The organism is Pseudidiomarina xizangensis, assembly GCF_052541995.1.
Genome location: NZ_JBOBQA010000003.1, coordinates 137,687 through 153,389 on the forward strand (window position 1 = coordinate 137,687; position 15,703 = coordinate 153,389).

Sequence of the window (15,703 nt, forward strand, 5' to 3'; positions counted from 1 at the left end):
ACTAACTCAGAGCTACTGCTTAAGACGGCACAGCAAGCGCTTGCTCTAAATCGGCGATAATATCGTCAGGATGCTCAATACCGACGCACAATCGAATTGCTTCTGGACTGACGCCAACTTTCGCTTGTTCTTCTGTGGTCAATTGCCGATGCGTGGTCGACGCCGGATGACACGCCAACGATTTGGCATCGCCAATATTCACCAAGCGCTTAAACAAATTAAGTTTATCGTAAAAAGTTGTTCCCGCCTCATAACCACCTTTAAGACCAAAAGTGAGCAGCGACGCTGGTAAACCACCACGAATATATTTCTGCGCCAGCGCATAATCATCATGATCCTCCAAACCAGCATAGTTGACCCAGGCAACATCAGGGTGATGCTGCAAGAAGTGCAACACACGTAGCGTATTTTGGCAGTGCCGCTCGACGCGTAACTCCAGGGTTTCTAAACCTTGTAAAATTAAAAACGCATTAAAAGGGGATAATGAAGCTCCGGTGTTGCGTAACGCCACAGTTCTGGCACGGGCAATAAACGCCGCTTCGGCAAAGGTTTCGTTGTAAACGATACCGTGATACGCCGGCTCCGGTTGCGAAAACTGTGGAAATTTATCGGCATATTTCGGCCAGTCAAACTTACCACTATCGACAATCAAGCCGCCAATGGTGGTGCCGTGTCCACCAATATATTTGGTTAAGGAATGCACTACAATATGTGCGCCCCAGTCAATCGGCTTGCAAAGGCTTGGCGTCGCAACCGTATTGTCCACCACCAGTGGCACCCCCTTGCGTTCAGCAATCTCAGCATAAGCTTCGAGGTCAGCGATAGTTCCTGCTGGGTTACCAATGGTTTCGCAATAAATGGCTTTGGTCTTTGCGTCGATACAGGCTTCGATATCTGCGGCTTTTTCCGACTTAGCAAACCGCACATCGATGCCCAGCGATGGCAACATGTGTGCGAATAGTGTGTAGGTACCTCCATACAGCTGCGGCGTAGTGACAATGTTGTCACCATTTTTAGCCAGGGTAATTAACGCATATTGAATCGCTGCCATCCCCGAAGCGACTGCCAGACCTGCAATTCCCCCTTCAAGTGCAGCTACGCGTTGCTCCAGGACATCATTAGTGGGGTTCATGATGCGGCTATAAATATTTCCCGGTACAACTAAGTCAAACAGATCAGCACCGTGCTGTGCATCGTCAAAGGCAAAAGCTGCGGTCTGGTAAATAGGGGTCGCGACGGACTTTGTAGTGGGGTCCGTTTCATAACCATGATGGATCGCTAAGGTAGCAGCGCGATAAGTGTGTGTCATAACAGCCTCAATTTAGGTGTGTATACGTTTAGACGTCTATACTAGCTAAATTTCACCGCGCTGCAAGAGTTAATTTTAATGTTTGTTCAGTTGTGCAATGAGTTGTAAAACATCGCTGTGAACACCAGCTGCTGTTACCTCGGGTCCAGCGCCAGGTCCTTGAATGACCAGCGGGTTGGCATCGTACTGCTGGGTACGAACCGTAAAGTTGGCATTGCCCGCCGGTAAATTCGCATAGACCGAAGATTCAGTGATCGGTACCAATTCAGTCCCACCGTGGTAACCGCCTTCATCATCTTGGGTAATGTAGCCCAGATACACCCATTGTTGTGCCTCTGGGTGCTCGTCTTCGCGCCACCTATCAAAAGCGGCATCAAACACGTCGCCTTGTGCGACAAATTCCGGCGCACTACAGTCGCGTAACTGCGGCGGTACCAGGTTATGAATCGCAAGATCCTTTAACTCTAATGGCCAGCCGGCTTCTCGAGCCAAAATAATCAGCTTGCGCGCGACATCCATACCACCAAGATCAAGTCGCGGATCGGGTTCTGTTAATCCCTGTTGCTGTGCTTGCCGCAACCAGTCTGAGAGTTTTTCGCCGCTACGATAATTCTGAAAAATCCACGACAACGACCCAGAAAGGTTGCCTTCAATACGCAGTACTTTGTCGCCACACATACAGCGCTCGTGCAACGCGGTTAAAATAGGTAATCCGGCACCTACCGTAGTGTTGTAGTACCACTGCCGCTGATATTGCTGCAATATCCGCCGAAATTCCTGATACCAACTAAACGCGCTGGAGCCCGCGTACTTGTTAGCAGATATAATATGTGCGCCAGCGGCCGCCCAGGACGGATAACTGCGACTTACCGCTTCCGAAGCGGTTAAATCCAGTAACACTGCCTGTTGGTCTCGCGCCCGAGTGCGTTGTAGCCAGCTTGCCACATCCACTGCCGAACCCGCCTCGCCTCGTTCACTCAAGTATTCACGCCACTGGGTTAAATCCACACCGCGCGGTACCTCGAGCCAGCAGTTGCTACGAAATAGTGCGGTAACTCTTGCTTGCGACGCCAGACTTAATTGCGTAGCAAAATGATCCAGCCAATAGCCTCCAATTGTCCCGACACCGACTACACCTATGGCAATTTCGGCCTGACTCATAGGTCCTCCAGAAAATCTTTTATAGTAGGGCCAAACACCGCCGTGTTGAGAATGAAACCATCATGCCCATGAGCGGTGTCCACGTGTTCATATCCGCGGCAGTCAGGAAGCAACGCCGCTAATTCAGTCAGTACATGTTTCGGCACCAACAGATCGTCTTTAAACCCAATCAGCAACGTAGCCACATTGATTTGCTGCGGCGCAACACGAAAAGCGTCCAACGCGGGACCAAAAACAGTAAATAGTTGCCGCGCACCAACGGGGTCTTGTTGAACCAGGCGTAATGCCCGTTGATGCATGAAGTCTATCGCCGCACTAGTGGTTGGGAAACGCGCATCAAGACCGGTTGTGCCACGGTAGCTCACCATCGCTAAAGCTCGTGCCAAAGCGATGCCACGCTCCGCCTCACCAAGCTCTTCTGCTAAGGCGACGAAATCACGCTGCAAGCTGCGTAACATCACCGCTTGTGCCGAGGCTCTATGCGCCGCGCCGAGTACAATCAAACGCTCAACCGGCAGCGCATCTGCCGTTGCCATCGCCATCCCCACACAACCACCGTAGGAGCCTCCAATAACCGCATGCAGCCGGTCAACGCCGACTTGCGTCAGTGCCGTTTGTATCGCCTGTGCTTGCAACTCGACAGTGGTAGGTGTTGCCTGGCAGGTGCTCGAGCCGATGCCGCCAAGGTAGTCCAGGCTCCACACGTTGTACCGCAGCAATTCAGCGTCGCGAACAAGACCTTGCCACCAGCCTTTACCTGCTTCGTTGTAAATTTCACGGCCACCAGAAATCCCGCCCAAAACCAAGACATTAGAGGCGCTTTCACTGCCTTGTTGGCGCACCATAAGCTGACCTTGAGGCACGCTGATAACATGGTCGAACTGGCTGTAACTCATACTGGGGGGGATCTCTTCACTAGTAGTTCATAGCGACTCTAATGGTACGCATCTGATATGTCAATATAGACTTCTAGACTGCTAAATTAGATTTCGTTTAGTAGTAACCGCAGCTTCATCAACTTAATAAGCGTATTTTGTTCCCAAGGTTTGCTGTTCGAATACCGCATTTCCACCCACTTTTCGAACGAGCGCCGTGGTGAAATAGGGACATCCGGATCTTGGTTCTCGTCAGGTTTGTCGGGTCGCCCGCCCCACATAACTTCGTGCATGTGTGCGTGTCGTAAGGCGAAAAACGCTACCTCATGGTCAGGTGCCAGCACGTTCGTTAGCACCGCCACGCCAGCTATCGCGGTTAAATCAATTTGTGGTAAATCTTTTAACAGATTATCTGAAAACCATGCCTGTTCGCCTTGATTTTCGAGATGCTCAATTATCAGCTCTTGAGTTTCTGGCTCAATTTCCAGACCTGCTTTAAGCGTCTGCTGCGGCGTTTCGATCAATACCCCATCGCAAGCAAACTCTCGCATTAACCAGTCTAACATTTCTTGCCAGTACAACTCGCGATCGTCGCGATTCAGTAATTGTTGGTGAAAGTACTTAAACTGGTTTTGCATCCGCTCATGTATTTGGATGCGCTGCTGACTGCGAAAATCACGTAACGCAAAGTTGTAGGCTTTTACCAGCTCACTGATATGGCGCAGCATGCCATAATCAAGCACGCGAGGTTCATCATGATGCAATGAAATCAACGCCAGCAACTCGTCTTTACCGGCTATCGGCCAAGACACTGAGGCACGCACTCCCATGTTGCACAAATAATGTAGGTGCACAGGCGATACACTGCGCAGCTCAGCGTGTGTCAGATCTGGTACAGGCAAATCGTCAGCACTAACCAAGGGCACAGCATCAGCATGGGCATCGTAGATCGCGCGCCATGGATTACGCAAATACAAGCGGCGGGCAATCTGAGGAATATCACTGGCCGGAAAACGCAACTGAAAGAAACTACCTTGTGCCTGTTCATGCTTTGCTTCTGCGGTAACTTCGCCGTCGCCGGTCGCAAGAAACTCGTAGTACATGACACGTGTTGCCTTAGTCAGCTCGGCGATGTAGGTAATCAAAAGCTGTTGGTAGTGACGCACTTCATCGTCGGACTTGATGACCTCCGGAAAGCGATTCATTGCCGAGGGGACGCGCCCCTCGCGCTGAGTAGGTACAAGTTCGATTACAATTCCACCAGCAGGTAGAGGGCTAAACACAACATCTAAAAAATCATCTTTGCGCACCAACTCAGCAGCAAAATAAATACGCTCACCGGAATATTGCTGCAGTAATCCACGTAACTGTGGTGGCACCGCTTTACCAAGATAAGACTTGGCATCACCACGCCAGATTTCACCAATATTTACTGATGCATGCGTCACCTGGTGTTCGTGGTCAAGCACAAGTACAGCGCCATGGGGCTGAATCGCCCCAGTCAAATGCAATGCTTCCTGCTCACATTGTTTAATGAAACCGCTTGTCGATGTTGCCATCTTAGTTTTCCTGTTCAGCCTGCATTAGTTGCTCAAATTCACTCAACTGCATGGGCTTAGAAAAATAATAGCCTTGCGCATAATCACAACCTTCTTTGCGCAGCCATTCCGCTTGCGCTTGAGTTTCGACGCCTTCTGCAACGGTACGAATATCCAAGGCTTTAGCCATTGCCAGAATAGCTCGAGCAATAGCCTCATCATTAGTGTTATTTACCACGCCGTCAATAAAGGATTTATCAATTTTTAACTCAGCTAAAGGTAAACGTTTTAAATAACTTAACGACGAGTACCCGGTACCGAAATCATCGATGCTAAGTTGTATCCCAGCATTTCGAAGTCGTTCTATATTGCCTAATTCGGTGTTTTGCTGGGTTACCAAAGTGCGCTCGGTTAACTCTATCTGCACCATCAATGAACTCACTTTATATTGCTGTAATAGCTGCAATAATAAGTCCACGTAAGCCTCATTTTGAAAGCTTTTTGGTGATGCGTTGAGCGCCATTATAGGGAATTTCACACCCTGCTCATGCCATTTCGCTAGTTGCCCAATAAGCTTGCGCGCGACAAAACAATCGATCTCAACAATCAGATTAGAAATCTCAGCTGCGGGAATAAACTCAGCGGGCGAAATGAAACCATGTTTTGGATGTTTCCAGCGTAACAGTGCCTCGGCGCCAATGAACTTTGGCGCATCCAATAGCGCATATTTCGGCTGATAAACCAAACTGAACTCATCGCGTTGCAATGCCAGCCGTAAGTCATTTTCCAGTCGCGTTTGCTTGAGCATTTGCGACTGCAGCTCTTCTTTGTAGAGTTCGTAACGGCCACGGCCATTTTCTTTCGCTCGATACATCGCGGTATCTGCAGCTTTTAGCAGGGCAGCAACACTCATGCCATCGCCCGGGAAAATGGCAATCCCAACACTAGCTCCAAGGTAATGACGCTTGCGCTGAATAATAAAGGGTTTGCTCAAAACCTCGATAACACTGCGCGCCACACGTTCAACCGCCGCCAAGGTGGAATCAACAATGATGATCGTGAATTCATCACCACCCAGGCGCGCGACTGTATCCATATCACGTGCAACATCTTGTAAGCGCTCAGACGCTTGTCTTAACAGTTCATCGCCCGCATCGTGCCCAAGAGTGTCGTTGAGGTTTTTGAAATTATCCAAGTCGATAAACAACAACCCAATTTCTGTCTTTTTCCGTTTCGCCGCTTCCAAAGCGTGATCAAGGCGGTCATGAAATAGGGTTCTGTTCGGTAAAGCGGTTAGACTGTCATGAGTCGCTAAGTATTCGACTTTGCGTTGCGACTCTTTGAGATTTGAAATATCGGCAAACACTGCCACGTAATTCGCTTCAGCTTCTTTCGCTGCTTCAATGCGGTTAACCGTAAGCCAAATCGGTAAGGAGGTATTGCCCCCAGCGATGATCGCAGTCTCACCCTGCCAAAATCCAAGATCCGAAACGTCTTGCTGGATCCGTTCAGCAGGGACATGTCGTTGATCTGAACTATCCAATAACTGCCAAAACGAACGCAGTACTATCTTTTCTTCGGTTTCTTGGGTCAGCTTTAAGAATGCCGTGTTCACGGTTTGCACTTGTCCTTGTGCATCCAGAACAACGATCGCTTCCCCCGCTTGCTCGTAAACCCGAGCAGCGATTTGCAACTGCTGTTCCGCATTCTTTTTGACAGTAATGTCTTCAGCTTCATTAAGAATCGCGTAAGCGTTGCCGTTGCTATCTCTCAACGCCTGGTGCACGATGCGAAAAATTCGTTTACTGCCATCTTCTAACTGGTAAGTATGTTCCGCAGTCACCGACTCCAATTCACGCAAGGCACGCAAATCGTGCTCCCAAACTGCGCTGGCGAAGGTATGGGGAAACAGCTCAAAATCGGTCTGCTCAAGCGCTTGTTCTTCTAGTATTGAAAAGCTTTCACAAAATTGCGGATTTACCAATGAGTAGTGCCCGCTCAAATCTTTCATCGCCAACAAAATTGTCGTGTTGGTTAAGATTTTGTTCAATTTCTCTTGTGAGGTTCGCAGTTGTTCATGCGCCTGAGCGATATCAGTCACATCGATCAAAGTCAGCAACAGTGTTTCGATGCTTTCCTTCGAGTCCAGTCCTGGCGCCACCGTTACCTGCATCACCTGATCACGATGACGACACCAATGCTGTTGTACATCACTGGTAGCTAGCGCCGCATTAGCCAGATCTTTTACGGTATCTTGCAAATAACTCGGGAACTTTAATTTACTCAGCAAACGTTGCTGCATATTTTGCCTAAGGCTTAACATGCGCTGGGCCGCAGCATTAAAGCGTTGCAATCGAGCTTCGCGGTTAAAGACTAAAATGGGGAAGTCGAGGGCATCGTAAACATGTTTGTATTCTGCATTGAGCTTTGCCAACTGATGAGTACGGGTATTCAATTCTTGATTCAGACTTAACAGTTCTTGGTTACTGGTTTGTAATTCTTCATTTGCTGCTTCCAGCTCTTCGTTACTGGCTTGCAACTGTTCGTTCGATACTTGCGACTCTTCATTGAGCGATTGCATTTCTTCATTGGAACTTGCCAGCTCTTCCAGCATCGACTGTAAGTGCTCCTTGGTCGCAACCAGTTCCTCTTTTAACCAATGAGTTTGTTCATCATCGCTGGTTGCGGTCACGTCACTGCGGTGCAAGGTGAACGGCCGTAGCACCAGCACCGGTAACGACTGATCAGCTGCTGCTTTTATCGGCATAATAAGCAGTTGCCAACCTTCACCATCGACTTCTTGCACGCGCCCTTCAAGTAATTGTGGCTGCCGCTTAAAGCGGTGTAACAGAGCGATAAGCTCGGAACGGAAATGGGTCTTTATAGTGTCCTTTACAAATGCTTTCGGCTCATCCGTAGGAAGATCGAAAAATTGACCGACGTTGCCCCAGCTTTGCTCAATTCGGTACTTGCCCGTCAACTCAACAATAATCCATCCAAGCTCAGCAGTAATAGCGTGTATCAGCTTGCCGTTACTCTTCACTTGGCTTTGTTGCTGTTGGCGAGAGCGAGATTTCTCCACCGTAGCTGGTTTCGATAGTGTAACCTGCTCTGACTTACAGAATAACCGTTGATTTTGATCAATTGCACTAAACAGCTCATCTTCGGCGCCAACACTCTCTGAACGGCCCAAAAACATACAGCCATCGTCTTTAAGAGCGAAATGGAAACGCTTGATCACGCGTTTTTGCAACTCAGTATCGAAATAGATCAGTACATTTCGACAGGTAATAAAATCGATGCGCATAAACGGTGGATCACTGACTAAGTTGTGCTTCGCAAACACCACCATATCGCGCAATTGTTTGCCCACTTCATAGTAGTTACCGTCTTCTTCAAAATAACGGCTGATAAACTCAGCATCCATACCCGCCAATGCCCCCTTACTGTAGCGGCCTCGGCGAGCAGTCGTCAGTGCTTGCTCGTCAATATCTGTGGCAAATATCTGTACCCGTTTTTCAGAGCCTTCGGCGCGTATCAACTCTGCCACCAAGATCGCTACCGAGTAGGCTTCCTCGCCAGTGGCGCAGCCCGCAACCCACAACCGCCACTCGTCAAGTTCACTGTTGCGCTGATAATATTCGGTAAGCACCTGATTAAAGCGAGCAAAAGATGTTGCATCACGGAAAAACGTGGTTACCGAGATTAATAAATCGCGGGCAAGCAACGAAGCTTCTTTCTCATGTGTGTCCAGATACCCCAAATAGTCGTCCATGGTTTTGCTGGCGGTGGCAGCCATTCGCCGTTTAATTCGACGTAATAAAGTTTCCTGCTTGTAGCCGGTAAAATCATGACCTATAGATGTTTTGACCCGTTTAATCAGACTTTTTAATTGCGCTGCTTCGTGCAGATCATGAACATCGGCCAATTCGCAAAACTCGTTCATCCGTTCTGCGATTTCGGCCACTGGAAGAATAAAATCAGCCGCCTCAGATAAAATCGCGGAACGTGGCATGCCATCGTATTTCGCCTCGGAAGGCTCTTGTACAATTGCCGTACCGCCAGCGGCTTTGATCGCACGCAAACCTGAGGTGCCATCAGAACCGGTGCCCGACAGAACAATACCAATCGCACGCTCGCGCAGATGCTCCGCCAGCGAGACGAAGAACTTATTTATTGACGGCTTTACCGAAATCTCTGCCTTTACCTTTTGCAGCTCAACCTTACCGTCGCTATAGCTGGCGTGATAGCTCGGTGGCACGATATAGATACCACCGGCTTCCAGCTGCGTATCCGAGGTTAACTCGATCACTTTAAGATCGCTCTCGCGCGCAAGAATTTCTGCCATCATGCTTTTATATTCGGGCGAAAGATGTTGCAAAATAACTAATGCGGCTGGAATCGATTTCGGCAAATGTTGAAGGAGCTGGGAGGCAGCCTCGAGGCCACCTGCGGAAGCGCCAATTCCAATAACATTTAACGCGGTAATCTGATTATTTTGCATACATTTCCTTGTTATACGCGCACTTATTAAAGATAATAAAACATAATTTTACGTAAAACTGTTTATTAAGGTGCAAACTATGCCTTCTTTTGACATTGTTTCCGAGATTGACACGGTCGAACTTAAAAATGCGGTCGATAATGCCAATCGTGAATTAACAACTCGGTTTGATTTTCGTGGTGTTGATGCGCGTATAGAGCTTAAAGAATTGGTCGTGACACTTGCTTCAGAATCTGACTTTCAAGTTCAACAACTACATGACATTTTTGCTAATCATTGTGCCAAGCGTAGCCTCAGCTTGGCCGGTAGCGAGTCACCGGATGAACTAAATCATAGCGGCAAGACCTATAGTACCACAGTCACTTTAAAACAAGGTATCGATCAATTTTTAGCCAAAAAGATAGTGAAACTGATCAAAGATAGCAAATTGAAAGTTCAGAGCTCGATTCAGGGTGATAAAGTCCGCGTTACCGGCAAGAAGCGAGACGATCTGCAGCAAACTATGGCGATGCTGCGACAAGCTGACATCGAGCTACCGTTACAATTTGAGAACTTTCGCGATTAAGACTATTACTTAGCAAAGCCCTTCGCCATCGAACACTTGAAGCTTAAAATTTCTGCCAGTGTAGGTATCGCTATTTACCCTGCACACGCAAGCCAGGCCGGAGACGTACTGCGTTGTGCAGACCGCGCTATGTATCAAGCCAAGATCGACGGCCGCAACTGTGTACGTTTGGCGGATGGTAAACATAATTAGAGGTACGAGGTTTCCTAATGAGCTGTGGATTATGTAACCAGCAAGCTCACGAGTTGTTTTACACCCAACAACGCGGTCCGTTAATGGGCCGCGATTATTGGCGATGCCGCAACTGTAACCTCATTCAAGTGTCTGAGCAGCAACGGTTGAGCCGCAACGAAGAAAAAGCCGTTTATGACTTACACAACAACGACCCCAATGATCAGCGTTATCGTGATTTTTTGGCGCGGGTTGCAACCCCTCTTCAGCAACAATTAACACCCGGAGCTCAAGGTCTTGATTTCGGCGCTGGCCCAGGACCTACCTTATCGTTGATGATGACGGCAGCAGGCTTTCCCTGCACCACCTATGATATTTACTACGCGCCTTACCCAGAGCGACTTCAGGCGCGCTACGACTACATTACCTGCACCGAAGTCATTGAGCATCTGGGGCAGCCGGCACAGGTCATTCAAACGCTGCTTAGTTGTTTAGCTCCTGGTGGTTACCTGGCCCTCATGACTAAGCGTTGGACTGACCTTGAGCACTTCAAGGGCTGGTCTTATCGTAACGACCCAACCCATATTAGCTTTTTCCATCGGCACAGTTTCGATTGGCTTGCCAAGCATTGGCAACTCGACATCATTTACACCAGTGCCGATGTCGTCATTCTTCGCGTACCTAGCTAAGCTAACGCCAGCATAGCGCCACCGGCTAACCAGAGCACCGCGGCAAACGACAAGGTCAGCATAATGCGGTCACTCCAGGAGCTACCGCTGTGGCCATGGGAATGGTCGTGATCATGCTCGGCTTGCTGTTGACGCTGATTGCGGCGGAAAAAATAGACCAAAACTGCGGACAGAATGAGTCCAATGATGTTAAGCACAAAGCCATAATTAAATTTAAAGTGATCACGTTCACTTATAGCTTGCACTCCTTCATTACTCGGCAATAAATCGAACACAACCAAGCCATAGTGCAGCAGCAACGAGGTAATCACTAAACAGGTGAACAACATGCCAGCGATGTATAACGCCATTTTCCAGCCATAGTACTGAGCGTTAATGCGAAGTACCGGCAACACCACTAAATCAGAAAAAATGAACGCCATTACCCCAGCAAAGGCAACGCCTTCGCCGAACAGAACCGCAGCTAATGGAATATTTCCCATCGAACCAATAAAGGTGAAAAATGCGGCTACTGGCCCGACAACGGTTTGCTGCAACACTTGCCAGAAGCTTAAATCGCCCTCGCTCGCTCCAGAGCCCTGGAACAGCCAGGCGAAAAATTCTGATGGCACAAACGCCGAAATCAAGCCCGCAACGGTGAAGCCAATGAGCACGTCTTTCCACACCATTTGCCATTCCATCACAAATCGTTGTGACACCATTTGCCATAGATCAGGGTCGCTCAGATCGGCCCAATGCCGAATCTCATAGCCCTCCTCTTCGGCGCCTTCGCTATCTTCGTCGCGCGCCTGCTTGATCAGCTGCTGTGGCTTGGTGATTTTTACAAACAGCCAGGCTAAGACAATCAGGAGCGCGCCACCAAGGTACTCGCCCAGCACAAATTGCCAGCTCAGAAAGACAGCAATTACAAAACCAAGCTCAATCACCAGGTTGGTCGATGCTAATAAAAATGCCATGGAGGCAGTAAAGGCTGCCCCCTTATTAAACAACGCACGGGTGGTAGCTAACGCGGCAAAACTGCAGGAACTTGAAATGAAACCAAAGAAGGTGCCGAGGGCGAGCGATTTCGCACCATCATTACCCATAACTGAACGCATTTGTCGGCGCGTGATCAATACCTGAATAATACTGCTGACAAAATAGCCTAGAACAAACGCCCATAAGGCCATCCAGAAAAACCCCAGGCTTGTGGTTGCGGCATCCTCCCAGCCCTGCACAAAGTTCGTCATTTTGCAGCTCCCTATTTGGTATCTGAGACTAAACATAGCATACTAGAGCGACAACCTTTACCCCGGCTCAGTTCGCAAGGATTCACTATGACTGCACATTGGCAAGCCCGCCGCTCAGGTCCTTCCACTCACCGCCCTGGTGATCGCCGCACGGCGTGGCAGCGTGACCGCGCCCGCGTGTTGCATTCAGCAGCTTTTCGCCGCTTGCAGTCAAAAACCCAAATTATGAACGTCGGTGAAAATGACTTCTATCGCACCCGGCTTACGCATTCTCTGGAAGCAGCCCAAATTGGTGCTTCGCTTATCAATCAGTTGACCCATGTTGGTGCTGAACATGAAGTCGCCATGTTGCCTGACCTGAACCTCATGGAAACCCTGTGTCTAGCGCATGATATTGGTCATCCACCCTTTGGCCACGGGGGCGAAACGGCGTTGAATTTTAAAATGCTGCCCTCGGGTGGCTTTGAAGGCAACGGTCAGACCTTTCGTATTGTCGGTAAGTTAGAAGCCTATCATCCCGATCATGGCATGGACTTAACCCGCCGAACCCTACTTGGTTTACTTAAATACCCAGTGTTGATGCCTACTCTACCCGCACCACCTACTGCGGTTAACCCCGGCAGTTTGGCCCAGTGGCGGCCAGCGAAAGCCTTATTCGCTTGCGATGCAGACTTGTTAGAATGGGTTTTGGAACCCTTATCAAAGGCCGACCGTAGCCTGTTCCAAATGGTTGAAACCTTACCGCAAAGCCCATGGCAGCGTTCTAAACGCAAAAGTCTCGATGCATCATTAATGGAACTTGCTGACGACATTGCCTATGGCGTACACGACCTCGAAGATGCCGTGGTCACGGGAACTTTATCTGAAGCACAATGGCATGCCCACCTTGATGGCGTCGTTGCTAATCTTAACAGTGACCTCGCAAACCTCATGCACCAACTCGGACGCCAACTCTTCTCCCATCAACATAGTGTCCGCAAAGATGCCATTGGCGCATTGGTGAATAGTTTTGTGACCAAGGTACATTTGACCGAGATAGTGCCAGAGGCAGAAGAACCGCTGATTCGTTTCAATGCCTGTTTACCCGAATCTGAGCGCTATTTACTCGATAGTCTAAAAGCCGTGGTGTTTGAACATGTAATTAATCAACCCGCCATTCAACAGTTGCGCTATCGCAGTCAGACTATGCTGCTAAATCTGTTCACCGCCTTCCATACCGAGCCTATGCGGTTACTTCCACAAAACACCCGAGCCCGCTGGCAAAGTGCGTTCAACCAGGATGGACAAGCTGCCGCCGATCGAATTTTGTGTGATTATATCGCTGGAATGACCGATGACTATGCTGAACGTATGTATCGCAACCTGTTTGTCATTTAGACCGTATTGATCTTAAAACTTACTACCTAAATAGGAATAACTCGCATTTGCTATTGCAAATGCGAATGGTTTGTATTTATAATCTCCCCCGCTTACAAAAGACACTTTCATTTTGGGGGAAACATGCGTTATTCGATGATTGCTAGCGCTCTTGCGGTAGCGCTAACAAGTACAACCGCCGTTGCAGCAGAGAACACCGCGCCAGATGGCACGGAAGTTATCCAAATTATTGGCTCTAAAGCCGATGCCAAAACCGTTGCAGGCTCAGGAGCTGTTATTGCACCTGAGCAATTAGATGTCGAAGTAAACGCCGATATCAACCAACTCTTAAAAACCGTTCCTGGTGTTTATATTCGTGAAGAAGACGGCCAAGGCTTACGTCCGAATATCGGTATTCGTGCCGCGGCTGGTGGTCGTTCAAGCAAAATCACTTTGCTTGAAGACGGGGTTATGATTGCCCCAGCACCTTATTCAAATCCAGCAGCTTATTACTTTCCTGAAGCTTACCGTATGCACAGCATCGAGGTGCTAAAAGGTGCGCCTTTACTGCGCTATGGTCCACAAACCACGGGCGGTGTTATTAACCTTCTGACCACCCCCATCCCAAAGCAGCCGCAAGGCCAGGTTACCTTAAGCATGGGTGAGAACAACAGTCGTGATATTCATGCTTACTACGGTGGTACAGTCGGCTCTTTTGGCTGGCTTATCGACACGGTGCAGCGTGACTCAGATGGTTTTAAAACCATCGACCGAAGCGACCGCGATGCTGGTCACGACATCGAAGATTATTTAGTTAAGTTACGCTGGTCTGGGGTCAACCAAAGCTTGACGGCAAAGTTACAATATTCTGAACAAGTGTCTAACGAAACCTACGCCGGTCTCACCGAGCAAGATTTCGCCGAGAATAAAAATCGTCGCTATGGCCTAACCGCGATTGATCAAATGGATAATCAGCATTCCGGATTCACTTTAACTTACGATGCCACATTGACGGATAACCTTAATTTAACCGCTGTTGCCTATCGCAATGAATATAAGCGCGATTGGTTTAAAGGCAGTCCTGGCGGACTTATCGATGCCGCCAATGCGGGCGATGTCGAGGCTATAGCAGTATTGCATGGTGAACAGGATTATAGCGGCTTAAACTACAAGCATAACAACCGTGCCTACGAATCTTATGGTGTCGAGCTGCGCTTGGCTGCTTTGCTCGGTGACCATGAACTTGAATTTGGTGCGCGTGACCACAGTGACCGTATGGATCGCTTCCAACCGGTCGAAGTTTACGACCAAATTAATGGTAGTTTGGTCTACCAGGACATGATTCAGCCTACCGGTGGTAACAATCGGCTGGAAGGTGCTGACGCCAATGCCCTTTGGCTGGCAGATACCTGGCAAGCTACAGCCGCATTAAAAGTCGAAGCAACCCTACGCTATGAAGATGTTGATACCTATCGCAAACAGTTTGCCAACACTGACCGCAGCGATGACCCAAGTTTCCGCAGTAGTAATGCGCAAGAGTGGTTGCCTGGAGTTTCCTTCACCTACGACATCAACCAGCAGGTGCAGGTGTTAGCGGGTGTTCATCGTGGCTTTGCGCCATTAGGTGGCGGTGCGAAAGAAACTGACGAGCCGGAAACCAGTACTAACTTCGAGTTTGGTGCACGTTACAACCACGCCAACTTTTTTGCCGAAGCTATTATGTTCCGTAGCGACTTTAATAATCAGGCAGAAAGCTGTTCAGTCGCCAGCCCATGTAGCAATGGCGCAACTTCAGGTAGTTTCGTTACTGGTGAAGCTTTGGTTCAGGGACTGGAAGTTCAACTGGGGCAAACCTGGCAGCAAGGTGCTGTAACCATTCCTGCAAGTTTCAATTACACCTATACCAGTGCTGAAATTAGCGAAGATAACGCCACTACTGGGGTACGGAAGGGCGATAACCTAGCCGATATTCCAGAGCATATCTTTAGTGCGCGTATTGGTTTCTTGCATGACAATGGCTGGGACAATCATTTCATCCTTAAGTACATGGATGACACCTGTGTGAGCGTCGGCTGCGAGCGGCAACACGACCAACTTATGGTCACCGAGTCACTGATGACTCTTGATTGGGTCAGCCGTTACCCGTTGTCGGAGCAAACCACAGTATTCTTGAAGGTCGACAATGTGTTTGATGAGCAAGTTATCATTTCGCGACTGCCTTATGGTGCACGGCCAAACAAGCCGCAAACTGTTTCAGTAGGTTTTGATTATCGTTTCTAAACACTTCTGCATGAAATAAAAGGCAC

At 48.8% G+C, this 15,703-nt stretch carries 10 protein-coding genes and 1 pseudogene; 5 read left to right on the forward strand and 6 right to left on the reverse strand.

From position 1 onward, the window contains the following. Window positions 1-19: 19 nt before the first annotated feature. From ACQ5ES_RS09115 to ACQ5ES_RS09135, 5 genes are all read right to left on the reverse strand, one after another. Window positions 20-1,309 (reverse strand): O-acetylhomoserine aminocarboxypropyltransferase/cysteine synthase family protein, encoded by a 1,290-nt coding sequence (locus tag ACQ5ES_RS09115; protein ID WP_445016060.1) that lies wholly within the window; start codon window positions 1,307-1,309, stop codon window positions 20-22. Window positions 1,310-1,384: 75 nt separating this feature from the next. After that, the gene (locus ACQ5ES_RS09120; protein ID WP_445016062.1) at window positions 1,385-2,470 is read right to left on the reverse strand and encodes a homoserine dehydrogenase family protein; all 1,086 of its coding nucleotides are present in this window, start codon (window positions 2,468-2,470) and stop codon (window positions 1,385-1,387) included. Further along, complete coding sequence (locus ACQ5ES_RS09125; protein ID WP_445016064.1) at window positions 2,467-3,366, reverse strand: alpha/beta fold hydrolase; 900 nt, start codon at window positions 3,364-3,366, stop codon at window positions 2,467-2,469. The genes ACQ5ES_RS09120 and ACQ5ES_RS09125 overlap by 4 nt, the downstream gene beginning before the upstream one ends. Window positions 3,367-3,452: 86 nt before the next feature. After that, window positions 3,453-4,904, reverse strand: coding sequence for a GAF domain-containing protein (locus ACQ5ES_RS09130; protein WP_445016066.1), 1,452 nt, complete (start codon window positions 4,902-4,904; stop codon window positions 3,453-3,455). Between the two features lies 1 nt (window position 4,905). Then, entirely contained in the window at window positions 4,906-9,387 is a 4,482-nt protein-coding gene (locus ACQ5ES_RS09135; RefSeq protein ID WP_445016068.1) for an EAL domain-containing protein, read from the reverse strand. Between the two features lie 79 nt (window positions 9,388-9,466). Here ACQ5ES_RS09135 and ACQ5ES_RS09140 point away from each other — a divergent pair, with 79 nt between their 5' ends. From ACQ5ES_RS09140 to ACQ5ES_RS09150, 3 genes and pseudogenes are all read left to right on the forward strand, one after another. Continuing rightward, window positions 9,467-9,952 (forward strand): YajQ family cyclic di-GMP-binding protein, encoded by a 486-nt coding sequence (locus ACQ5ES_RS09140; RefSeq protein ID WP_445016070.1) that lies wholly within the window; start codon window positions 9,467-9,469, stop codon window positions 9,950-9,952. A 21-nt stretch (window positions 9,953-9,973) separates the two neighbouring features. Then, window positions 9,974-10,144: pseudogene (locus ACQ5ES_RS09145) on the forward strand (diguanylate cyclase); the annotation flags it as partial. A 17-nt stretch (window positions 10,145-10,161) separates the two neighbouring features. Next, window positions 10,162-10,812, forward strand: a complete 651-nt coding sequence (locus ACQ5ES_RS09150; protein ID WP_445016072.1) for a class I SAM-dependent methyltransferase — start codon at window positions 10,162-10,164, stop codon at window positions 10,810-10,812. Here the strand turns inward: ACQ5ES_RS09150 and ACQ5ES_RS09155 are convergent. Then, window positions 10,809-12,041 (reverse strand): permease, encoded by a 1,233-nt coding sequence (locus ACQ5ES_RS09155; protein ID WP_445016074.1) that lies wholly within the window; start codon window positions 12,039-12,041, stop codon window positions 10,809-10,811. The two genes, ACQ5ES_RS09150 and ACQ5ES_RS09155, sit on opposite strands and share 4 nt — an antisense overlap. Before the next feature lie 87 nt (window positions 12,042-12,128). Here ACQ5ES_RS09155 and ACQ5ES_RS09160 point away from each other — a divergent pair, with 87 nt between their 5' ends. Together ACQ5ES_RS09160 and ACQ5ES_RS09165 are read left to right on the forward strand one after the other, a co-directional pair. Next, the gene (locus tag ACQ5ES_RS09160; protein ID WP_445016076.1) at window positions 12,129-13,418 is read left to right on the forward strand and encodes an anti-phage deoxyguanosine triphosphatase; all 1,290 of its coding nucleotides are present in this window, start codon (window positions 12,129-12,131) and stop codon (window positions 13,416-13,418) included. Window positions 13,419-13,541: 123 nt separating this feature from the next. Continuing rightward, a complete protein-coding gene (locus tag ACQ5ES_RS09165) occupies window positions 13,542-15,677 on the forward strand; it encodes a TonB-dependent receptor family protein (protein WP_445016078.1) in 2,136 nt (711 codons plus the stop codon). Window positions 15,678-15,703: the final 26 nt, after the last annotated feature.